The sequence below is a fragment of the Kitasatospora sp. NPDC001683 genome (assembly GCF_053596495.1).
This window is the reverse complement of the sequence record NZ_JBSFGK010000009.1, coordinates 37025-59190: the sequence shown is the minus strand read 5'-3', so window position 1 is coordinate 59190 and position 22166 is coordinate 37025. Positions and strand designations below refer to the sequence as shown.

The 22166-nt window shown below is 72.7% G+C and carries 19 protein-coding genes; 10 read left to right on the top strand and 9 right to left on the bottom strand.

Going from position 1 to position 22166, the window contains the following annotated elements:
* Window positions 1-56: 56 nt before the first annotated feature.
* Complete coding sequence (locus ACWCYO_RS07340; protein WP_449783674.1) at window positions 57-2921, bottom strand: glycoside hydrolase family 2 TIM barrel-domain containing protein; 2865 nt, start codon at window positions 2919-2921, stop codon at window positions 57-59.
* A gap of 330 nt (window positions 2922-3251) precedes the next feature.
* On the opposite strand from ACWCYO_RS07340, the gene ACWCYO_RS07335 reads away from it, so the two are divergent.
* Entirely contained in the window at window positions 3252-4655 is a 1404-nt protein-coding gene (locus tag ACWCYO_RS07335; RefSeq protein ID WP_449783673.1) for a uracil-xanthine permease family protein, read from the top strand.
* A 100-nt stretch (window positions 4656-4755) separates the two neighbouring features.
* Here ACWCYO_RS07335 and ACWCYO_RS07330 read toward each other — a convergent pair whose 3' ends face one another.
* The 3 genes from ACWCYO_RS07330 to ACWCYO_RS07320 are packed head-to-tail and all read right to left on the bottom strand — an operon-like array spanning window position 4756 to window position 6012.
* On the bottom strand, window positions 4756-4962 hold the full coding sequence (locus ACWCYO_RS07330) for a DUF397 domain-containing protein (RefSeq protein ID WP_449783672.1): 207 nt from the start codon (window positions 4960-4962) through the stop codon (window positions 4756-4758).
* A gap of 10 nt (window positions 4963-4972) precedes the next feature.
* A complete protein-coding gene (locus tag ACWCYO_RS07325; RefSeq protein ID WP_270150259.1) occupies window positions 4973-5185 on the bottom strand; it encodes a DUF397 domain-containing protein in 213 nt (70 codons plus the stop codon).
* A complete protein-coding gene (locus ACWCYO_RS07320; protein WP_270150258.1) occupies window positions 5182-6012 on the bottom strand; it encodes a helix-turn-helix domain-containing protein in 831 nt (276 codons plus the stop codon). Before ACWCYO_RS07320 ends, ACWCYO_RS07325 begins: the two co-directional genes overlap by 4 nt.
* Window positions 6013-6151: 139 nt before the next feature.
* On the opposite strand from ACWCYO_RS07320, the gene ACWCYO_RS07315 reads away from it, so the two are divergent.
* The 5 genes from ACWCYO_RS07315 to ACWCYO_RS07295 all read left to right on the top strand — a co-directional run bounded on the left by ACWCYO_RS07315 (window position 6152) and on the right by ACWCYO_RS07295 (window position 10533).
* Window positions 6152-6397, top strand: coding sequence for a hypothetical protein (locus tag ACWCYO_RS07315; RefSeq protein WP_449783671.1), 246 nt, complete (start codon window positions 6152-6154; stop codon window positions 6395-6397).
* A gap of 47 nt (window positions 6398-6444) precedes the next feature.
* The gene (locus tag ACWCYO_RS07310; RefSeq protein WP_270150256.1) at window positions 6445-6933 is read left to right on the top strand and encodes an NUDIX domain-containing protein; all 489 of its coding nucleotides are present in this window, start codon (window positions 6445-6447) and stop codon (window positions 6931-6933) included.
* A 234-nt stretch (window positions 6934-7167) separates the two neighbouring features.
* Entirely contained in the window at window positions 7168-8130 is a 963-nt protein-coding gene (locus tag ACWCYO_RS07305) for a quinone oxidoreductase family protein (RefSeq protein ID WP_449783670.1), read from the top strand.
* 45 nt (window positions 8131-8175) lie between these two features.
* A complete protein-coding gene (locus ACWCYO_RS07300; RefSeq protein ID WP_270150254.1) occupies window positions 8176-8775 on the top strand; it encodes a TetR/AcrR family transcriptional regulator in 600 nt (199 codons plus the stop codon).
* Between the two features lie 357 nt (window positions 8776-9132).
* Window positions 9133-10533, top strand: coding sequence for an MFS transporter (locus ACWCYO_RS07295; RefSeq protein ID WP_449783669.1), 1401 nt, complete (start codon window positions 9133-9135; stop codon window positions 10531-10533).
* Window positions 10534-10588: 55 nt separating this feature from the next.
* Here ACWCYO_RS07295 and ACWCYO_RS07290 read toward each other — a convergent pair whose 3' ends face one another.
* Window positions 10589-11503, bottom strand: coding sequence for a hypothetical protein (locus tag ACWCYO_RS07290; protein ID WP_449783668.1), 915 nt, complete (start codon window positions 11501-11503; stop codon window positions 10589-10591).
* A 227-nt stretch (window positions 11504-11730) separates the two neighbouring features.
* Here ACWCYO_RS07290 and ACWCYO_RS07285 point away from each other — a divergent pair, with 227 nt between their 5' ends.
* On the top strand, window positions 11731-14487 hold the full coding sequence (locus ACWCYO_RS07285) for an ATP-binding protein (protein ID WP_449783667.1): 2757 nt from the start codon (window positions 11731-11733) through the stop codon (window positions 14485-14487).
* A gap of 109 nt (window positions 14488-14596) precedes the next feature.
* Window positions 14597-15724 (top strand): NADH:flavin oxidoreductase/NADH oxidase, encoded by a 1128-nt coding sequence (locus tag ACWCYO_RS07280; protein ID WP_270150248.1) that lies wholly within the window; start codon window positions 14597-14599, stop codon window positions 15722-15724.
* Between the two features lie 138 nt (window positions 15725-15862).
* On the opposite strand, the gene ACWCYO_RS07275 is transcribed toward ACWCYO_RS07280, so the two are convergent.
* Window positions 15863-16909, bottom strand: coding sequence for a hypothetical protein (locus ACWCYO_RS07275; RefSeq protein ID WP_449783666.1), 1047 nt, complete (start codon window positions 16907-16909; stop codon window positions 15863-15865).
* A gap of 158 nt (window positions 16910-17067) precedes the next feature.
* Between ACWCYO_RS07275 and ACWCYO_RS07270 the strand changes: the two genes are divergently transcribed.
* Window positions 17068-18291: an RNA-guided endonuclease InsQ/TnpB family protein gene (locus ACWCYO_RS07270; protein WP_449783665.1), complete on the top strand. Its 1224-nt coding sequence runs from the start codon at window positions 17068-17070 to the stop codon at window positions 18289-18291.
* 31 nt (window positions 18292-18322) lie between these two features.
* On the opposite strand, the gene ACWCYO_RS07265 is transcribed toward ACWCYO_RS07270, so the two are convergent.
* From ACWCYO_RS07265 to ACWCYO_RS07255, 3 genes are all read right to left on the bottom strand, one after another.
* On the bottom strand, window positions 18323-19174 hold the full coding sequence (locus ACWCYO_RS07265; RefSeq protein ID WP_449783664.1) for a hypothetical protein: 852 nt from the start codon (window positions 19172-19174) through the stop codon (window positions 18323-18325).
* Window positions 19171-19950, bottom strand: a complete 780-nt coding sequence (locus tag ACWCYO_RS07260) for a hypothetical protein (protein WP_449783663.1) — start codon at window positions 19948-19950, stop codon at window positions 19171-19173. Before ACWCYO_RS07260 ends, ACWCYO_RS07265 begins: the two co-directional genes overlap by 4 nt.
* Before the next feature lie 179 nt (window positions 19951-20129).
* Window positions 20130-21065, bottom strand: a complete 936-nt coding sequence (locus tag ACWCYO_RS07255) for a hypothetical protein (RefSeq protein WP_449783662.1) — start codon at window positions 21063-21065, stop codon at window positions 20130-20132.
* 597 nt (window positions 21066-21662) lie between these two features.
* Here ACWCYO_RS07255 and ACWCYO_RS07250 point away from each other — a divergent pair.
* Window positions 21663-22085 carry a carboxymuconolactone decarboxylase family protein gene (locus ACWCYO_RS07250; protein WP_270150240.1) on the top strand — a complete coding sequence of 141 codons (423 nt, stop codon included), beginning with the start codon at window positions 21663-21665 and terminating at the stop codon, window positions 22083-22085.
* The last annotated feature ends 81 nt before the right edge of the window (window positions 22086-22166 follow it).

Genomic DNA, 22166 nt, shown 5'->3' with positions numbered 1-22166 from the left:
CCCGGTCCCTGCGGGTAACGGACCGGGGCGGGCGGGCTGGTTCGGACCCTGGTCGGTCAGTGGAGCTGGGAGAAGACGAAGGAGAATTCGGCCCGCTGGGCCCTCAGCTGGTACTGCGGCAGCGGGCTCGGGCCACAGGAGGCGGTGCCGATGCCGTGCAGGGCGTGGTCGAGGTTGACCCACACGGTGTCACCGGGCGTGAGGTCGGTGAGGTGGGTGGCCGCGTCGAGTTGCTCGGTGGTCCAGCGGCGGGCGGTGAGGTGGAACGCCGGGTCGCCCTCGATGCGCAGGCCGCCGATCTCGGCCCAGCGGACGTCGGCTCGTGCGCCGTTCTCCTGCGGGCGCAGGTAGGGCGTCTGCAGGCCGTCGACGGTGGACTCGTGGCGAGCGAGTCTGGCGGCGGATTTGGTGTCCGGGTAGGCCTCGCCGGGGCCGGCACCGAACCAGCGCACTGTGTCGGCGCAGGCGAGGGCGAGTCGCACGCCCAGGCGGGGCAGTGGTGCGGGCCATTCGCCGTCGGGGCTCACGGACACGGTCAGCCGCAGGCGGCCGCCGTCGGAGGTCCAGCGGTAGACCGTGGCGAGGCCGAACTCCGAGGCGGCCGGGGCCACTCGGGTTCGCACGGTCAGCGCGTTCTCGCCGGGTTCCACCGCGTCGAGCCGGTGGCGCATGCGGTGCAGGCCCAGGTCGCGCCACAGTTTGGCGTCGCAGTTGCCGGTCAGCCAGTCCGTGCCCTCGTCGTTGTCGGTGGGTGCCCGCCACACGTCCAGCCGCAGTTCGCTCACCTCGATGGCGCCGATGGCCTTGGGTGCGCCGGTGCGGGCGTCGAAAGCGGCCGGGCCCAGCGTGATCACGCCGTCGCCCGCGACGGGCCCGAGAACCGGGCGGACGGCCGGGCGCAGGACCGGAAGCGGCCGTGCGGCCACCGGGATCTGGCCCCACGCGATCTCGTGGCCCTCGGGCGCCCAGGCGGTGTCGGCGGCCAGCACGGCCCGGACCGTCCACTGCGTCTCGACGGCCTCGTGTCCGGCGGGCGGCTGGGGCAGCTTCACGTCCGCCGACTCGCCGGGTGCGAGCGCCGGCACGGACAGGCTTCCGGATGCGACCGTTTCGCCGTCCGCCTGGTACGACCACTCGAAGGCCAGTGCGGACAGGTCGGCGAAGTCGTACCCATTGGTGACCCGTACGCTGCCCCCGGTCCCGTCGGGCACGATGCGGACGGGTTCGATGACCTTCTTGTACTCCACCAGGCCGGGTGAGGGCCGGCGGTCGGGGAAGAGCAGGCCGTCGCAGACGAAGTTGCCGTCGTGCAGTTCCTCCCCGAAGTCGCCGCCGTAGGCGTAGCCGAGCCCGGGGTGGGCGATGCCGTGGTCGATCCACTCCCAGACGAAGCCGCCCTGCAGCCGGTCGTAGGCCTCGAAGAGCCGCTGGTAGTCGGCGAGTCCGCCGGGGCCGTTGCCCATGGCATGGGCGTACTCGCAAAGGATGAAGGGGAGTTCGCGGCGCTTGCGGGTACCGCCGTCCAGTTCCTTGCCGATCTGTTCGACCTCGGCGTGGCCGGCGTACATCCGCGAGTACATGTCGGTGTCCCGGCAGCTCCCGTCGCCCTCGTAGTGCACGAGGCGGGAGGTGTCGCGGGCGTGGATCCATTCGGCCATCGCGGTCAGGCCGCGTCCGGTGCCGGCCTCGTTGCCGAGTGACCAGATGATGACCGACGGGTGGTTCTTGTCCCGTTCGACCATGCGGGCGGCGCGGTCGAGCAGCGCCGGGGTCCAGCGGTCGTCGTCGGCGGGGTTGTCGCGCCAGGCCTGTTCGACGAAGCCGTGGGTCTCCAGGTCGCACTCGTCGATGACCCACAGGCCGTACTCGTCGCACAGGTCGAGGAATGCCGGGTGCGGCGGATAGTGCGAGGTGCGGACCGCGTTGAGGTTGTGGCGCTTCATCAGCAGCACGTCCTGGCGCATGGTCTCCAGGTCGAGGGCGCGCCCGCTCTCGCGGTGCCACTCGTGGCGGTTGACGCCCTTGAAGAGCACCGCCCTGCCGTTGACCTTGATCAGACCGTCCGCCGACTCCACGGTCCGGAAGCCGATCCGCAGCGGCACGCGCTCGCCCTCGGTGGTCAGCTCTCCCTCGTACAGCGTCGGCACCTCGGCCGACCAGGGGCACACCGGCACCGTGACCGTCTCCCCCGTCGCGATGTCGATGTCCAGGGCGGGCACGGTCACCCGGCCCTCGATGTCGGAGTCGACGAGCAGGGTGCCCCGGCCGGTGCGGTGGTCGTAGGAGGCGTGCACGAAGAAGTCGCCCGCGCTGCCCGCCGGGCGGTGCAGCAGGGTGACGTCGCGGAAGATGCCGGGCAGCCACCACTGGTCCTGGTCCTCCAGGTACGAGCCGGCCGACCACTGGTGGACGCGGACGGCGAGCACGTTGCCGCTTCGCTCGAGCAGGTGTCCGACGGCGAACTCGTGCGGCAGGCGGGAGCCCTTGAACTCCCCGATGTCCGTGCCGTTGAGCCAGACGCGGGCGCAGGACTCGACGCCGTCGAAGCGCAGCACCGCGCCGCCGTCGGCCGGCCAGTCCTCGGGCAGGTCGAAGACGCGCAGGTGGTCACCGGTCGGATTCTCCGTCGGTACGCGCGGCGGGTCGACCGGGAACGGGTAGCGGTGGTTGGTGTAGGCGGGCCGGCCGAAGCAGCCGTCTCCCTGGAGCACCCAGTGCCCCGGGACCACCACCCGCGCCCAGTCGCCGGCGTCGAATCCGGGCTCGGCGAAGGAGTCGTCCTCGGCGTCGGCCGTCGGTGACACGCGAAGTCGCCAACTTCCGTTGAGTGACAGGGCCTTGGCGTCCGATAGGGGGTACCAGGCGCGGGGGGTCAGGGCCCCGCGGCCTGGGGAGTAGTCCTCGACGTAGTGGTTGGTCATGCGCTTGACCGCTCCCTGCGTTGTTCGCTGACGATCTGCCGACCCTGCCCCGGTGCACATTAGCGCGTCGCGACGGCCCTGGAGTGCTTGAGTCGGTTGTCGTCCGATCGGACTTCGTTGTGCCGCTCGTACTTCCCCGTGAGGCGGTGACACCGGGGCCGGCCAGGGTGGTCGGCCCCGTCACCGGCCCCGTCGTGCGCGCGAGTGCGCAGGTCAGGAGCGGGGTCGGTGGCGCGCGGGAGGGCGGGCGGCCGGGAGAATGGTGCGGACAGTTGCTCGCAGTACAGAGTCGTACAGAGCTCGACGCACAGAGAAAGCGAAACCCCCACCATGGATCTCGGCGTGCGCTGGAAGCTGCACGGCGACGGGCGTACGCCCGCGCCGGGAGCGGTCGTCCGCCCCGACGAACGGCTCTCCTGGCCCCGCACGGCAGGGCTCGGCGCCCAGCACGTGGTCGCCATGTTCGGCGCGAGCTTCGTCGCCCCGGTGCTGATGGGGCTGGACCCCAACCTGGCGATCATGATGTCCGGCGTCTCGACCGTGATCTTCCTGCTGGCCACCCGCGGCAAGGTGCCCAGCTACCTCGGCTGCTCGTTGTCCTTCGTCGGGGTCGCCGCGGTGATCCGGGCGCAGGGCGGCACCAGCGCGACGGTGACCGGCGCGGTGCTCGTGGTGGGCGTCGTGCTGTTCCTGGCGGGCCTGGCGGTCCAGTACTTCGGGGCGCGGATCATCCACGCGACGATGCCGCCGATCGTCACCGGCGCCGTCGTCATGCTGATCGGCTTCAACCTGGCCCCCGTGACCGCCTCGACGTACTGGCCGCAGGACCAGTGGACGGCGCTGCTGGTGATGCTGTTCACCGGGCTCGCGGTGGTGTGCCTGCGCGGCTTCTGGTCGCGGGTGGCGATCTTCCTGGGGCTGGTCTTCGGGTACGGGATCTCCTTCGTGTTCGACCGGGTCTTCGGAAAGATCCACTCGGTGGACGGCGGCGGGCACATGACCGACCACTGGCGCCTGGACCTGTCCGGCGTCGGCAAGGCCGACTGGATCGGCCTGCCCGCCTTCCACGGCCCCTCCTTCCAGTGGTCCGCGATCCTGGTCGCGCTGCCCGTGGTGATCGCGCTGATCGCGGAGAACGCCGGGCACGTCAAGGCGGTGGGCGAGATGACGGGCGAGAACCTGGACGACAAGCTGGGCACCGCGATCTCGGCCGACGGCGTCGGCTCCGTGCTCTCCACCGCGCTCGGCGGCCCGCCCAACACCACGTACTCCGAGAACATCGGCGTGATGGCCGCCACCCGCGTCTACTCCACCGCCGCCTACTGGGCCGCGGCCGGCTTCGCGCTGCTGTTCGGCATCTGCCCGAAGTTCGGCGCCGTGGTGGCCGCGATCCCCGGCGGGGTGCTCGGCGGGATCACGGTCATCCTGTACGGCATGATCGGCCTGCTCGGCGCGCAGATCTGGATCAAGTCCGGGGTCGATCTGCGCAACCCGCTGAACCTGGTGCCGGCGGCGGCGGGCATCATCATCGGCATCGGCAACGTGACGCTGAAGTTCACCGACACCTTCAGCCTCAGCGGGATCGCGCTGGGGACGCTCGTCGTCATCACCGGCTACCACGCCCTGCGGGCGCTGGCCCCGGCCCACCTCAAGGCCCAGGAGCCGTTGCTGGACGAGGGCACCTCCTCCTACGACGAGCCGCCCCTGGGCGAGGGGGAACGGCGCGCCCCGTAGGCGCCGTTCAGGACCGGCGGGAGCGGGCGGAAGCCACTTCCGCCGGGGAGAAGAGGACAACAGGCCCGGACCGCAGTCGATGCGGTCCGGGCCTGCTGTTTCAGATGTCGCCGAACTCCCCGCTGCGGACGGCGGCGACGAACGACTTCCAGGCCTCGGACGGGAAGACCAGGGCCGGGCCGTGGGGGTCCTTGGAGTCACGGACTCTGCCCGGGTGCGCGTCATCTACCTCGATGCAGCCGCCCTGCCCGTTGCTGTAGGTGCTCTTGCGCCACGCGGCGTCGGTCAGGTCAAGACGGTCGGCCATGACGCTCCCCTCAGACATCACCGAACTCGCCGCTGCGGACAGCGGCGACGAACGACTTCCAGGCCTCGGACGGGAAGATGAGGGCCGGGCCCTGAGGGTCCTTCGAGTCACGGACGGGCGCCAGACCGGGGAAGTTAGGAGCCACCTCGACGCAAGATCCGCCGTTGTTGCTGTAACTGCTCTTGAACCATGCGGCGTCGGACAGGTCTACAGGGCGAATCATGACGTTCCTCTCACGCCTTGCTTGCGGATCATCTCCAGCGACGCGGCCTTCGACAGCGCTTCCACCTGGAGCTGATGGTAGTCCCGCTCCCAAGCCTGGGCGGTCTCAGCGTCTCGCGCGAGGAAGCCACGCAGCTGGCACTCCGAGTATGCCAGGATTGTTCGATCCGCCAGAGTCAGCAGCGTGACCATCATGGTGAACGGCAGCTCTTCCGCGAGTGAGAACGGCGCCACCTGGATGGTGATGTTCGGACGGCTCGCGAGGTCTTCAAGATGCGCCAACTGCCGCGCCATGACCTTGGGCCCGCCCACCGTGCGCAGCAGAGCCCCTTCGTCCAGGACGAAGTGCAGTCGCGGCGCTGACCGCTGGTTGAGCAGCTTCTGCCGAGTGGCCAGGAAGTCGAGTCGATCTGTGGCCTGTTCCTCGGTGATGCTGCCGCGCCGCACGGCTGCGGCCGCGAAGGCTCCGGCGTACTCCATCGTCTGGGCCAGACCGGGCACGATGCCCAGCTCGAAGTGGGAGATCCCTTGGGCTTTCGCCTCTTGCTGCGCGTACTCGGGGAAGCCTTCCAGCAACGATGATCCGCTGAGACTCCAGTACGTCAGTTCCAATGTTCCACCGGTATCGAGAGCCTTGTCGGCGCTTCGAACCCAGTCAAGTGTGGGATTGCGCGTCCCTCTTTCAAGGTTGGAAATCTGACTATCGCTCAGGTTTGTCAGCTCGCCGAGTTGGGTTTGCGTCAGGCCTGCTGTCTTTCGCAGCTTGCGTAGTTGGGCCCCGAACGCCTTGAGGGGTGACGCCGATGGATCCAGCTGCGTCTCACGCATCGTCAGTCCTCCGCCGCTACACGAATCCCACCCATGGAAACTGTCAAGTGGGAAAGCCTTCCGATCGTAGGGGATGGAACGCCACCATGGCTACACCCGGTCATTCGCCGGACGCACAGCGCAACCACTGGAGACCCCTATGCCTGACGGCCAGAACCCCCCTCCCCCCTTCCAACTCCACAAAGTGGTAAGGGACTTCAGCTCGCTGGAGAACGGACAGCCGCGCGAGGGCGTCTTCGTCGAGATGCTGCTCGGGAAGGCGGTACTGCGCCCGCTGGGGGAGACCACTCCCCACCAGCGCGTCGACCCGGCCTTCCTCCGGTCGCTCGACCCTCGGGAGATCGCGCCGGGCACCTGGGGGAACCCGCGCCGGCGGCCGCTGTGACCATCGAATTCCCCACACCTGGAGCAGAGTTGAGCAGGACCCGCCTCATGAACCGTCCCCCCGCCCGGCGTTCGGGCCAGCAGGCCTTCGTCCTCCTCGAGGACCCCGACCGATCCGACGACTTCCTCGTCCTCCTGGTCGACCGCGTCCACGAGGACGGCATGACCCTGCCCGGTGGCAGCGCCGAGCAGGACGAGCTCCCCCACCTCGCCGCCCGCCGCCACCTCGAGACGGAGACCGGGCTCGTCCTCGCCCTCCGGACCATCCTCACCATCGACTACGTGCCCGCCGCCGAGTTCCCCGAGGGCGTCGCCTTCGTCCACTCGGGCGGGATGATCACGCCCCGACAGGCCGAGACCGTCCGCTGCCACCAGCCGCCCGCCGACATCCGAGGCCTGCACTGGGTCCCCCAGGCCAAGCTGCGCGAGGTCATGGCCGACGACCAGTACCGGCGCGTCGAGGACGCCTGGGACGCCTGGGAGCACGGCGCCGGTCTCCCGCTGCTCATCCGGGGTGTTCCGGTCCCGGTGGGCTGATCAGCACCGGAACGCCCGGCATCAAAGGGATTGACATCGGTTCGGGCGTCCTGAGCGAGTCCCGGATCGCCCAGCTCGCCGACTACAACGTCGAACTGGACACCCCCACCGGCTCCTGACCCGGGGCCGAGGGCTCGCCCGCGCCACGGATTCTGGACTTGTGGGTCCATTTTCGGCTGCCTAACGTGCTGGACGTTCCCTCCCGAACGAGCCCGCACAGGAAGGCCATCCCCCATGCACGCGATCCGGATCGAGGAGCACGGCGGCCCCGCGGTCATGCGCTGGACCGAGCTGCCCGACCCCACCCCCGGCCCCGGCGAGGCACTGGTGCGCCTGGGCGCGGCCGGCGTCAACTACATGGACGTCGGCGCCCGTTCGCAGGGCACCGGCGGCTGGGCGGCCCCCACCGTCCTCGGCGCCGAGGGCATGGGGTACGTCATCGCCCTCGGTGCGGGGGTGACGGAGGTGGCCGTCGGCGACCGGGTCGCCTGGTTCTACCACCCGGGCAGCTACGCCGAGTTGCTCGCCGTCCCGGTGACGTCCCTGGTCAAGGTGCCCGACGGGGTGCCGGACGAGGTCGCGGGCGGCCTGCTGATGCAGGGCCTGACCGCCAACCACCTGAGCACCGAGACCTACCCCGTCGGCCCCGGCGACACCGCCGTGGTGCACGCCGCCGCCGGCGGGGTCGGCCTGCTGCTCACCCAGCTGGTCAAGGCCCGCGGCGGCCACGTGATCGGCTTGGTCTCGCGCGAGGAGAAGGCTGCTGCCGCGAAGGAGGCCGGCGCCGACCACGTGCTGGTCCACTCCGGCGCCGGATTCGAGGAGCAGGTGCGGCAGCTGACCGGCGGCCGCGGCGCCGACGTCGTCTACGACGGCGGCGGCGCCGACACCTTCCTCTCCTCCCAGCTGGCCCTGCGCCCGCACGGCGTGCACGCCTACTACGGCCCCTTCATGGGCGTCCCGACGCTGCGGCCCACCGACCTGCCGAACAGCATCCTGCTCACCTACCCGGTGGTGCACCACCACGTCCCCACCCGCGAGGCCCTGCTGCGGCGCAGCGGCGAGCTGTTCGACCTGGTCCTGGACGGGCGGCTGACCCAGCGGATCGGCGGCCACTACCCGCTGGCCGGGGCGGCCCGGGCGCACGCGGACCTCGAATCCCGCGGCACCACCGGCAAGCTGGTGCTCCTGCCCTGACCGCGGGGTGACGGGACCGTACGACCACAACTCCGGGAGGGCAACGTGACGCTGACCCGCAAGGGCGCCGCGACCAGGCAGCGCATCGTCGAGGGCGCGGCCGGGCAGATCCGCGAGGCGGGCGTGTTCGCGCTGCGCCTGGAGGACGTGATGACTCGCACGGCGACCAGCAAGAGCCAGCTGTTCCACTACTTCCCGGGCGGCAAGGACGAGTTGCTGCTGGCCGTCGCCCGCCACGAGGCGGGCCGGGTGCTGGACGACCAGCAGCCGGAGCTGGGCTCCCTGACCTCCTGGGAGGCCTGGCAGCGGTGGCGCGACAAGGTCGTGGCCCGCTACCGGGCCCAGGGGGTGAACTGTCCGCTGCACACGGCGCTGTCCCAGCTGGGGTCGACGACCGACGCGGCGCGGGCGGTGGCCGCGCGGTTGCTGGAGCAGTGGCAGGAGCAGCTCGCCGTCGGCATCCGCCACCTCCAGGGCAGTGGCGAGGTCGCGGCGGGCCTGGATGCGGACCGGGAGGCGGCGGCGCTGCTGGCGGGGGTCCAGGGCGGGGTGCTGATCCTGCTGGCCACGGGCTCCACCGTCCACCTGGAGGCGGCCCTGGACGTGGGCCTGGATCGGTTGCGCGGGGCCCGGCCCACGCCCTGATGGTCTGGACCAGCTGCCGGAATTGTGGCAGGGGACACGTCCCGCGGCCTGTGTCGTGAGAAGGGTCACCCGCGGCGGGCAACCGGTGCGGCGGACGGCGACGACGCCCGTGGGGACTGGGCGGGCGGCGCTTCGGCACGGGCGAAGGGCCTGTCCGCTTCGGGACCTTGGTCGCGAATCCGGTCGACCTTCGGCCCGGTGGTGACATGTCCCAACCCGGGCAACCGTGGACGGTCGCCCGGTGTGACCGGGCGATGGCGCCGCCCAAGCGTGGGCGGCGCCGTTCCCTGCCGTCTACCCGGCGCACGGCGTGCGTGACAAGCGCGCAGCCGTACGCTCCGGAGGACCCCGAAGCCCATGTCCCAGACCATCGACAACGCCCCGTATACCGCCTTCCACCGCCGGCTGGCCCTCGCCTGTTCCGGTGGGCCGCTGCTCGACGGCTACATCCTGAGCATCGTCGGCGTCGCCCTGATCGGGATGCGCCCCGACCTGGGCCTGTCCACCGCGCAGGTCAGCCTGATCGGCGCCGCCGCCCTGGTGGGCATGTTCGTCGGCGGCGCCCTGTTCGGCGTGCTGACCGACAAGATCGGCCGGGAGGTGATGTACACCGCCGACCTGCTGGTGATGGTCGTCTGTTCGGTGCTCTCCTTCTGGGTCGACTCGGTGTGGGCGATCACCGTGCTGCGCTTCGTGCTCGGCATGGCGGTTGCCGCCGACTACCCGATCGCCACCTCCCTGCTCGCCGAGTGGCTGCCCGCCAAGCACCGGGGCCGCCTGCTCGGCCAGCAGATCGTCGCCTGGTACGCCGGCTCGGTGCTCGCCTACGTGGTGGGCTACCTGTTCCTGGAGCTGGCCGGGCCGGGCAGCTGGCGGTGGATGCTGGCCAGCTCCACGGTGCTGTGCGTGGTCTTCTTGGTGATCCGCCGCGGCTCGCCGGAGTCGCCGCGCTGGCTGGCCGCCAACGGGCGGGTCGGCGACGCGGTGCGCGTGGTGGAGAAGCACCTCGGGGTGCGGGTCGACGGCCGCGAGCTGATGCCCGACCCGGCCGAGCGCGCCCGGCGCGCCAGCGGGCTGCGGCTGCTGCTGACCCCGCCCTACCGGCGCCGCACCCTGTTCTGCGGCCTGTTCTTCCTCTGCCAGGTCGGCCCGCTGTTCGCGATGCTCACCTTCGGCCCGCAGATCCTGTCCTCCTTCGGCATGCCCGGCGGCACCGTGATGGAGACCCTGGGCACCGGGCTGATCAGCCTGGTCTTCCTGCTGGGCTGCTACCCGGCGCTGCGCCTGATCGACACCAAGGGCCGACGCCCCGTCATCATCTGGTCCTTCGCGCTGATGACCGTCCCGCTGGCCCTGCTGGGCGTTTGGCCCAGCGCGCCGGCCGCCGTGGCGCTGACCGCGCTGTGCGCGTACGCGTTCCTGTGCGGCGGGCCGAACGTGCTCGACTGGACCTACCCCAACGAGCTGTTCCCGACCGAGATCCGGGCCACCGCCGTGGGGGTGGCGACCTCGGTGAGCCGGATCGGCGCGGCGGTGGGCACCTACCTGCTGCCGCTGTCGCTGACCGGGCTGGGCACCGGGCCGACCATGCTGATCGCCGCCGGCGTGACGGCGCTCGGCCTGCTGGTGTGCGCGCTGTGGGCGGAGGAGACCCGCGGCACGGCGCTGGGCGCGGCGCCGGCCGCCGCCCGTACGGCGGGCGCCAAGGCGGGGCCGGTCGTCCCGGCGCAGCGCGTGCCGCAGACGGCGCGCAGCTGACGGCCGGCACGTGAGCGGCGCTGCCCGGGTGTTCCCGGGCGGCGCCGCCGTCGGTTTACCGGGCGGCGTTCAGGCCCTCCAGGACGTGGGAGTACACCTCCCGGACGAGGAACGGGGGGCGCCGGGGGTGGGGCGGGAGCGGGTCGTCGCGTTCGACGCCCGGGGGCAGGCCGCCGGTGACGGGTCTGAGCGGGCGCTCGCGGTGGAAGGCGAAGTACGTCCAGAAGTCGGCGGCCAGTGGCACGGCCGCCACGCCCGGCGGTGTGGGCCAGGGCTCGCCGGTCTGGGGGTGGTAGGGGACGACGGCGATGTCCGGGAGGTGGTCGGGCGGCGGCAGGCCCGGTCCGGCCAGGACCGCGCGCCGGGCCGGACCGGCCGCCGGGAGCGCCAGCTGACCGAGGAGCACGCGCAAGGCGTTGGCGAGCGGGCCGCCGGGGAGGGTGACGGGCGAGCCCTGTGCGGCGTGGACCAGGTGGGCCAGCGTCACGCAGGCCTCCGCCTCCCAGCGGATGTTCCACTCCCCGTCCGCCTCCAACGGCGCGGTGGCGCAGCGTGGTTGGGTGAACGAGGCCCAGTCGGCGAGCGGGCGGGCCGGGCCCGTGGGGACGGGGCGCACGGCGGCCCGTTCCAGCCAGGTGGTCTGCCACAGGGAGCAGTCGTCGATCCTGGTGGCCACCTTGCGGCCGCAGCCGGCGCAGGTGAGGTTCGGGCCGTAGCGGCCGTCGATGCCGCAGCAGGCGCCGAGCTCACGCCGCTGGATGAGGGCGGTGCCGTGGGCGTCGCCGGGGGCCATCAGGATCGAGCGGGCCTGCCCGGCGGCGTCCTCGGCGACGGCGTAGGTGCCCGATTCCATCAGGACGGGCATCGGGTGGCCGTTGCCGTACACGAAGCCGGCGTAGACGGGGAAGGCGACCCGCGTCAGCGGCCCGGTCAGCGCGGTGCCGCACCCCTTGCACTCGAAGACCTCCACGCCCGCCCGCTCCCCTTTCGTCCGCACCGCCGACGGGCGAGTATCGCGGTCCGGGCGGACTGCGGCCAACGGTTTTCCGGGCGCACTGCCGGGTTCGCCGCCCCGGTACTCCGCCTGCCCCGGGGGCGGGTGGGCGGCTTTGTCAAGCCCGTACCGGGGCCGCCCGTTCGGCAGTAACCTCGGCCCTCTGCAACGACGGCCCTGGCAGGGCGAATTGGAGGCGGCAGGTGGCCGAGGGGAAGGCCGGGGGCGGCGACGGGGACGGGCGGGAGGACGGGCCGCTGCACGAGCGCGAGGCCGAACTCCGGTCGGCGGCGCAGGCGATCGAGGCGCTGACCCGGCCGGCCGGTACCGGGGTCGGGGAGCTGCTGCTCTACACCGGTGCGGCCGGGCTGGGCAAGACCGCGATGCTGACGAAGGTGCGCCGGGCGGCGCAGCAGGCGGGCTGCACGGTGCTGTTCGCCCGGGGCGGGCAGCGGCAGTGCCACGAGCCGTTCCACGTGGTGCGCCAGCTGGTGCGCCCGGTGCTGTCGGCCCTGTCCGACGACGAGCGGGCGCGGGTCTTCGGGCCGTGGGAGGACGTCGTCGGCCCCGCGGCGGGACTGCGGCCGCCCGGCGGGCAGCTCGATCCCCAGGGGGTCCGCGACGGGCTGGACTTCGTCCTCACCCGCCTGGTGCAGCTGCGTTCGCCGGTGGCCGTGCTGATCGACGACCTGCACTGGGCCGACCCGGAGTCGCTCGGCTGGCTGGCCGGCTTCGCGGTCCGCGCCCGGGAGCTGCCGGTCCTGCTGGTGCTCGCCTGCCGCGACGAGTTCCCCGACGACGCGCTGGCGCTGCAGCGCGGCCTCGCCGACCGGGCGGACCGCCGGCACGAACTGCGCCCGCTCCAGCCCGCCTCGGTCGCGCACCTGGTCCGCGCGGCCCTGGGCGCACGGGCCGAGGACGCCTTCTGCCGCCACGTCTGGGCGGTCACCGCCGGGAACCCGTACGAGACCGCCGCCCTGCTGCGCGAGGTGGCCGACCAGCGGCTCGACCCGGTCGAGGAGAGCACCGGGCTGCTGCGCGAGATCGCCGCCACCGCCCGCGGGATGACGCTGCGGCACTGGCTGGACCGGCTCGGCCCCACCGCGCTGCGCTTCGCCTGGGCGGCGTCGGTCCTGGACACCGACATCCGCCCCGACCTCGCCGCCGCCATCTGCGCCCAGGGGCCCGAGACCGCCGCCCAGTCCGTCCGGGAACTGCGCCGCCACCGGGTGCTGACCAACACGGCGGCGGGCCGGCTGGAGTTCGTCCACCCGCTGATCGCCACCTCGGTCTACCAGTCGATGCCGCCGGCCGCCCGGACCGGGATGCACGGGGTCGCCGCCGTCGAGGTCGAGAACGCCGGCCTCGGCCTGCCGGCCGCCTCCCGGCACCTGCTGGAGATCCTGCCCGAAGGGGACGGCGCCATCGTCGACAAGCTGCGCCGGGCGGCCCGCGAGCACCTGGCCATCGGCGCGCCCGAGGCCGCGCAGCGCTGCCTGCGCCGCGCCGTCAGCGAGCCGCCCGCCGACGAGGACCGGGCCTCGGTGCTCTACGAACTCGGCTGCTCGGCCCTGCTCACCGACCCGGCGACCACGGTCAACCAGCTGCGCCTGGCCCTCGCCGACCCGTACGGTCTGGACCCGCGGCTGCGGGTGGACGCGACCTTCCGGCTCGCCCAGGCCCTCGCCCACAGCGACCGGGTCGGCGAGGCCGCCGCGCTGTGCGCGCAGGAGGCCTCGCGCACCCCGCCCGGCCCGGGGCGGATGCGCCTGGAGGTCGCCCACTTCATGTTCGGCGCGTTCCAGTCCGAGGACGCGGACGGCCCCGGACGCTCCCGCCGGCTCGCGCAGTTCCACCGGACGCTGGACACGGTCCGCCTGGCCTTCACCGACACCGACTTCACCGACACCGATCCGGACGACGGGGCCCCGGGCGGGGCCCTGTTCGAGCACGACGGCCTGGCCCACGCGGTGGCCGTGCTGCGCTGCTGGGACCTCACGCTGCGCGGCGCCGACCGCGCGCGGGCGCTCGCCCTGGCCGACTCCGCGCTGCCGCAGGGCCGGCTGCCGCGCAGCCTCGGCTGGACCAACACCACCTGGGGCTTCGAGCTGCCCGGGATCCTGGGCATCAGCTACCTGTACGCCGACCGGGCCGACCGGGCCGAGGAGCTGTTCACCGAGGCGGTGCGCGCCTACGAGGTCGCCGGATGGAGCGGTGGCCACCTCGGCTTCGCCTACCTGCTGACCGGCATGCTGCGGTTCCGCTGCGGCGCCCTCGCCGAGGCCGAGGACTACCTGCGCCGGGCGCTGCGCACGGCCGGGCGGATCGGGCCGGGCACCCCGCTGCACTGGGATGCGGTGGGGGCGTTGGCCGAGACCCTGGCGGCGCGCGGCCGGGTGGAGGAGGCGCTGGCGCTCGCGCGCGAGCACGCCTTCGGTCCGCCGTACCCGACGGTGATGGGGCTGCCCGACGCTCCCACGCTGTACGGCCGTCTGCTGCTGGCGGCGGGCGACGCGGCGGGCGCGGCCGAGGTGCTGACGGCCGCCGGCGCGGCGCTGGACGCGCGCAGGTGGCGCAACACGGTGTGGGCGCCGTGGCTGGGGCACCTGGCGCGCGCGGTGGCCCACGACCAGCCGGAGCGGGCCCGCGACCTGGCCGAGGAGGCGGTGCGCCGGGCCCGGGAGTCCCGGACGGACTCGGCCGTCGGCAGCGCGCTGCGGCTGTGCGCCGCGGTGCACGACGCGCCGCGCGCGGCCGAGCTGCTGGCGGAGGCGGTGCGGCACCTGGAGCGCTCACCGGCGCGCTACGAGCACGCGATCGCCCTGGTGGACCTCGGCGAGGCGCTGGGCCCGGCCGCGGACGCCCGCGCCGTGCTGACCCGCGGCCTGGAGTTGGCCGTGCGCTGCGGCGCCGACGGCCTGGCGGGCCGGGCCCGCGGCCTGCTGGAGGCACCCCGTTGAAAAGTACCGTCCTGTGCAACTATTGTTCATACACATAACGCGCATCAGCAAGCGCCCGTGTCCTTGAGCACCTGTGTCCTGGCGCTGCCGACCCCACCGGGAGTCCGACATGAGCACCGACGTGAGCACCCACGTGAGCACCACCCTCTTCACCCCGTACACCCTGCGGGAACTGACGGTCCCCAACCGGGTCTGGATGCCGCCGATGTGCCAGTACAGCGCCGCACCCACCGGCGAGGCGACCGGGGCCCCGCACGACTGGCACTTCAGCCACCTCGCCGCGCGCGCCGCCGGCGGCACCGGGCTGATCATCACGGAGGCCACCGCCGTCAGCCCCGAGGGTCGCATCAGCCCGTACGACCTCGGCCTGTGGAACGACACCCAGCTCGAGGCCTTCCGCCGGATCACCGCCTTCCTCAAGGCGCAGGGCACCGTCCCGGTCGTCCAGCTCGGCCACGCCGGGCGCAAGGCCTCCACCGAGCGGCCCTGGATCGACCGCGGGCGCGCCATCGCCCCCGACGAGGAGCACGGCTGGACCCCGCTCGCCCCCAGCGCCCTGGCCTTCTCCCCCGAGCACACCACGCCCGAGGAGCTGACGGTCGATCAGATCGGCGAGATCGTCGGCAAGTTCGCCGCCGCAGCCCGGCGCGCTCTGGAGGCCGGCTTCCAGGCCGTCGAACTCCACGGCGCCCACGGCTACCTGATCCACCAGTTCCTCTCCCCGCAGAGCAACCACCGCACCGACGCCTACGGCGGCTCCTTCGAGAACCGCATCCGCTTCGCCCTGGAGGTCGTCGACGCGGTGCGCGCGGTGTGGCCCGAGGAACTGCCGCTGTTCTTCCGCGTCTCGGCGACCGACTGGCTCACCGAGAACCCCGAGGACGGCCGCGAGGGCTGGACCTCCGAGGACACCGTCCGCCTCGCCAAGGAACTCCAGGCGCACGGCGTGGACCTGCTGGACGTCTCCACCGGCGGCCTCGTCCCCGACGCCCGGATCGACGCCACCCCCGGCTTCCAGGTGCCCTTCGCCGAGGCGGTGCGCAGCGAGGCCGGCCTGGCGGTGGCGGCCGTCGGCCTGATCACCGACCCCGCCCAGGCCCAGGACATCCTCACCGCCGGCCGGGCGGACGCCGTCCTGATCGGCCGCGAGCTGCTGCGCAACCCGTTCTGGGCCCGCCACGCGGCCCGCGAGCTGGGCGGCGAGGTCCACTCCCCCGTCCAGTACCACCGCGCCTGACCGCCCCCGACCTGCTCTGACCCGGCGGTGCGGCGGCGGCCCGCCGGGTGCGGGCCGTCGGGCGAGTCGGTCGGTGGACGGTGGACGGCTGCGGCCGCCGGCGCCCGGGGTGGGGTGGCGGCGGCCGCGGGGAGTCGGTCAGGCGAGCAGGTCGGACTGGAGGGTGACGACCTGGCGGAAGGCCGTGGCGGGCACGCCGTGGGGGTTGGTCATGGTGATGACGGCCACCACGTCGGAGGCGGACACGTACGCCACCCGGGTGGTCGGCACGCCCTTGCCGGCGGTCTCCTGGGAGTCCTTGCGGGTCACCTCGATGCCGTCGACGGTGTCCCAGCCGCCGCCGTCCGCGATCTTCGCGTCGGGGGCGGCCTTGAGCTGCAGCTCCGTACGCCCGCGGGAGTAGGCGTCCCGGGCCTCGTTCGGGGAGCCGAAGCGCAGCAGCCGGATCCGGGTGAGGGTGCCGTCGGAGGCGGTCCACTCCCGGGCGGTGGCCGCGCGGCACACGTCCTGCAGCAGCAGGCCGTGCAGCCTGGCCGGGTTCTGCAGCTCGGAGTTCAGCGCGTCGCAGGCCGCCCAGTCGGCCAGCCCCGTACCGCCGCCCGGGACGGCGGAGGCGGACGGCGCGGCGGAGGCCGAGGTGCTCGTGGTCGCCGAGGGGGTGTCGGAGGGCGCGGCCGTGGCGGAGGCCGAGGCGGGTGCGGTGGGCGCGGGGAAGACCGGTGGGTTCACCGAGCCGCCGGCCTCCTTGGGGGCGGGCAGCAGCAGGTAGCGCAGGTCCGCCTGGTGGAGGCCCTTGCTCCTGTCCTTCAGGTCCGGTGCGGCCTTGCCCGAGGGCAGCGGAGGCAGCGTCAGGGGCGGGAAGGTGTAGCGGCCGTCGTCGGCGGTGGCCAGGCCGGGGATGTCGGTGCGCTCGGGGGCGGTGACGGCCAGCGCGGTGCCGGTGCCCGCGAGGGCGAACACCAGCACGGCGCAGCTCCAGCGCACCGCGGCCTTGCGGCGGCGGGTGCGGCGGGCGGCCTGTTCCTCGGCGGCCTCCGTCAGCCCGGGGGCCTGGGCGGCGTCGGGCTGCGGGTCGTCGATGGTGATGGCGGCCCAGGGGTTCGCCGTCCCGGGGCTCTCGGCCGCGCCGGCGGCCTGGTGGTGGGGCTGCGGCGCGGGCTGCGGCGCGGCGGCGTGGTCGGTCATACGGACTCCTCCGTGGATTTCCCCGGCTTCCACCGGGGGAGGAAACGAAGCTCCCGTGGAGCGGGGCAGGAATAGTCGTTTCGCCGCCAAGGCGGTATGGCGTCGCGGCAGTTGATCATCGACAGGCGACCACTTGAGTAAGTGTCACCGTGTGTGCCATGACGATCACTCACCTGAAGCGGGCGCTCAAGTTCCGCTTCTACCCGACTGATGCGCAGGCGGCTGAACTGTCGCGCACGTTCGGGTGTGTGCGGCTCGTCTACAACAAGGCGTTGGCGGCCCGGTCGGAGGCGTGGACGACGCACCAGGCGCGGGTGACCTACAACACCACGTCGGCGATGCTGACGGCGTGGAAGAAGAGCAAGGAACTGGCCTTCCTCTGTGAGGTGTCCTGCGTTCCGTTGCAGCAGGCACTCCGGCATCTGCAAGAGGCATTCTCGAACTTCTGGCAGAAGCGGGCGAGGTATCCCCGGTTCAAGTCGAAGAAGAGGTCCCGCGACAGCGCCGAGTACACCAGGTCCGCGTTCCGCTACCGCGACGGCAGGCTGACGCTGGCCAAGATGGCTGAGCCGCTGGACATCGTATGGTCGAGGCCGCGGCCCGAGGGACGGTCGCCGTCCACGGTGACGGTGAGCCGGGACGCGGTGGGACGCTGGTTCGTCTCGATGCTCTGCGACGACCCGACGGTGCAGCCGCTGCCCGTGCTGGACACGGCCGTGGGCATCGACGCCGGTATCACCAGCCTGGTGACGCTCTCCACCGGAGAGAAGATCAGCAATCCGAAGCACGAACGCCGCGACCGGGAACGCCTCGCCAAGGCGCAGCGGGAACTCGCCCGCAAGGCCAAGGGCTCGAACAACCGGGAGAAGGCCCGGTGTGAGGTCGCCCGCGTCCACGCGAGGATCGCCGACCGGCGCAGGGACTTCCTGCACAAGCCCACCACCCGACTCGTCCACGAGAACCAAGTGGTCGTGATCGAGGACCTCACGGTCCGCAGCCTGCTCGAGAACAGGAAGCTCGCTCGTGCCATATCGGACGCGAGCTGGAGCGAGCTGCGGACCATGTTGGAATACAAATGCGCCTGGTACGGCCGCGAACTGATCACCGTCGACCGGTGGTTCCCCAGCTCCAAGCTGTGCTCGGCCTGCGGAACCCTCTGCGACAACATGTCGCTGAACGTCCGCCAATGGGAGTGCGACTGCGGAGCAGTCCACGACCGGGACGTGAACGCGGCACGCAACATCCTGGCCGCCGGGCTGGCGGTTGCAGCCTGTGGAGACGGTGTAAGACCTCAACGGAGCACTCCGGGCGGGCGGTCGTCGGTGAAGCAGGAAGTCGTCCCACCGCAGCGCTCACGCGCAGCGGCTCAGCCGCGAGGCTGAGGGGAACCCCCCTCCTTCAGGAGGGGGGAAGTCAAACGGACGCTCCCGGGCTGGCGAGGCGGTCGAGCTGCATGGTGAAGAGACCGACGATCTTGTCCTTGGGCAGCGGGGCCACGCCCTCGACGCTCATGACCACCAGCAGGTCGCCCTCGGCGGCCGAGCACTCCAGGTAGTCGATCGGCGCGGACGGCGGCGCGGGCATCAGGTAGCAGTGCGCCTCGGGGTGGCCCGGGATCTGCGGGCCGGAGCGGAAGATGCCGGTGTCGCCGGTGAACACCGCGGTGTACTCGTTGATCCGTTGCACCTCCTGCTGGTTGAACTGGCGCAGCCGCAGCCCGACCACCAGGGTGCCGTCGCTGTTGCGGTAGGTCCGCACGCCGGTGCCCTTGACGTGCAGCCCCTCCCAGTAGGAGCGAAGCCTGTCGCGCTTGTCCTTGGGGATCTGCTGGAGCTCGGCGTCCAGCTCGTCGGAGATCTGTCCGGCGCCGAGTTCGGTGTCGTTGCCGTATCCGCCCTCGTCGGGGCCGAGTTCGAACTCGGCCGGGACGGGCAGCAGCAGGTCGCGCAGCGAGCCGAAGTGGCTGCCGTTGGACTTGGCGCCGAACGGCGTGGGGGTGACCGTCGGGGCGGGCGCGCCGGCGGGGCCGGCGACGGTGGCCGGGGCGGAATCGTCGTACTGGGTCTTGATGATGCCCACGCCGATGACCACGCCGACCAACGCGGCGGCGACCGTCGCGGCGACCGCGCGCAGCAGGCGACGGGAGGCGGGGCGGGGCTGCTGGGGGGCGGGGGCGAACTCGGGGGCGGGCGCGGCCGGTTGGGGGGTGGGCGGGGTGGCCGGTTCGGGGGTGGCCGGCGTTGCGGTCACGGAGTCGTCGGTCATGCCAGTCGCTCCCACTGCTGCTTGGCGAGGGCCTTGAGGTCCCCGGCGTCCACCGGCTTCGGGCTGAAGATCTCCACCTTCATCAGCACCGTGCCGCGCTGGGCGGTGGCGTGCCCGTAGTAGTACTGGTCCTCGGTGTCGGACCACTTGCGGGGCAGGAAGTCCACGCTGTAGCCGCCGTTGGCGTCAGTGGCGAAGGACATCCCGGGGGTGGCCTCGGCCTGGGCGATGTGGTCGGGCGTGAACTGGGTGAGCGAGACGCGGTAGCGGATGTCGTCCTTCATCCAGTCCACCTCGGCGGCGCGCCGGAAGCCGTTCAGGGCCAGGTCCTTGAAGACCAGGGCCGGCTCGCCCTTGCGCTCGGCGAGTTCACCGATCGACATCCAGCCCGGCTTGTCCGGGTAGTCGCCCCAGGCGCCGCTGCCCGCCGGGGCGCTGACCAGCAGCTTGCGCAGGTCGCCCTCGATGACCGGCGGTGCGGGCTGCTGGGCGGCGAGGGCGGCCGGGTCGACCACCTCGGCCGGGTAGGCCGGCAGGGCCACCTGCAGCGGCGGCAGCGGCGTGGGCGGGCGCTGGGCCTGGATCGCGTAGCCGACGCCGCCACCGGCGAGAGCGCCGACGACCAGGGCGCAGACGGACAGCAGCACCGGACGGGGGCGGCGCGGGGCGCGCGGCGCGGACTCGGGACCGGCGGCGAGGAGGTCGGCGGCGGGGGCGTCGGCGGCGGGGGCGTTCGACTCGCCCGCGGCGGACGCCTGGGCCGACCACGGGGACACGGCCGGGGCGGGAGGCGCGGGAGGCGCGGGAGGCGCGGGAGGCGCGGGAGGCGCGGGAGGTACGGGAGGCGCCGGTGGCTCGGCCGCGGCGGAGGGCGGCTGCTCGGGTTCGGTGGTCACGGAAGTGGCTCCAGATGAGGAAGGAAGGACGACGCCGTGGGGCGGGCGCGGGCGCGGGCTCAGCCGCCGGAGGCGAGCCACTCGCGCTGGCGCTTCATCAGGTCGTTCAGCAGCGCCTTGTCCGGCGTGCCCTTGACGTCGACGTCGATGGTGTACTGGACGTCGCCCTGGCTGGAGATGCCGGTCATCGAGCCGGTGTACGCCTCGTGCTTGGGCTTCCTGCGGAAGCCGTGGGCGTTGGGGTCGCCGTCGATGTCGATCGGCTCCTGCGACTTGATGGTGTAGCCCTGGACGAACCTGCTCGCCATGTCGGCGGAGCCGAAGTGCAGCAGCGTGACGGTCACTTCGGCCTTGCCGTCGGCCGTCCGGTAGGTGCGGGTGGCCCCGTCCCGGTAGCCGTAATGGGTGAGGATGGTGTCGATGTCGTCCGACTTGCCGAATATCTCGGCGACGTCGTCGCGGGTCATCGGCATCCCGTCCGCGGGCCCGTAGGACTCGCCGCCGACGGGGATCGGGAGCAGGAAGTAGCGCAGGTCGCCCTCGTGCTTGCCGTCGCTGACCGTGCCCTTGACGGTGCTGACCGGGGCGGGTGCGGTCGGGACGACGGTGGGCACCGGAACGGCGGAGGGCGTCGTGCTCGCGCTCGCTCCGGCGCCGGTGCTCGGCGAGGCGGTGGCGGTGGTGCGGGGTGCGGGTGCGGGTGCGGCGGCCGCTCGGGTGTCCGGCTTGCCGACCGCGACGGTCACCGCGGCGCTGGCCGCCGTGACGGCGAGCAGTCCGGCGGTGGCCAGCGCGACGCCGACGGCACGCGGCAGGCGGCGCGCGGCCGGGGCCTGGGCCTGGGCCTGGGCGGGCGCGGGTACGGCAGCCGCTTCCGGCGCGGCTGCGGGCTCGGGTACGGCTGCGGGCTCGGGTACGGCGGCGGCGGTGGGCGCGGCAACCGGATCCGGCGGCGGATCGGTGAAAGCGGCGCTCTCGTTCTCGGGCGCGGACAAAGGACTCCCCCCAAGGGAAACGTGGGATTTTCACACGCGGGTCACTGTCGGATTCCGCTCCCCCTGCGGCTCTCCGGACCTTCCGTCACGTGTCTCAGCAGGCATTATGAGAGTCGGATGACACCCACGCCAACGAAAACAATCACCGCACTCCCACCCAATGCTTGATCAATCGGACGCTCCGTGATCCAACCGCAACAGGCGGCTCCGCCCCGGCGGGGGCGGCCCTACAGCGGCCCGGTGACGGGGAGTCGGGACACGGTGCTGGTGGTGGTGCGGGGTCCGAGCGGGGCGGGCAAGTCCAGCGTCGCCACCGGGCTGCGGGCACGGCCGGCTGGCACCGGGGGCGGGACCTGCTGCCGGGCGGTGTCGAGCGGGTCGTCCCGCAGCACAGCTCGCTGGACGGGACGCTCGCGCGGATCCTCGCCGACACCGGGCCGACCCCGCCCGGATGGACGCCCCGCCCCTGACGACGTGTCGTACGGATCGGGCTTGAGTTGGAGCGCACTCCAAGTCATACGGTTCTTCCCGTGGTCACGGCCGGACGGACGGCCGGGACCACTGAACCAGTACGGGTACGAGGAGAGGACAGGCGCCATGGGTGTTCCCGCGAACGAGGCCGGGCAGCGGCAGGAGCGTTTCGACCGGGGCATGGAGATGCTCACCCGGGTCGACGGCGAGAGCGGGCAGCGGGTGGTGGAGGCGCTGGCCGACATCAACCCCGAGCTGGCCCACCAGGTCGTCGCCTGGGGCTTCGGCGAGATCTACAGCCGTCCCGAACTCGCCGCGCGTGACCGGCAGTTGGTGACACTCGGGATGCTGACCGCGCTCGGCGGCTGCGAGCCGCAGCTGGAGGTGCACATCAACGCCTCCCTCAACGTCGGCCTCACCCCCACCGAGATCACCGAGGCCCTGCTGCACGCGGCCGTGTACTGCGGGTTCCCCAAGGCGCTGAACGCGACCTTCGTCGCCAAGAAGGTCTTCGGCGAGCGCGGCCTGCTCCCGGTGACCGGGAACTGACACGGCGCCAGGGGCGGCGCCCGGTCGCCCTGGAGCCGGCTCTGGAGCCGGCCGGGGCAGAGTCGGAGGAACTGTCCGCCG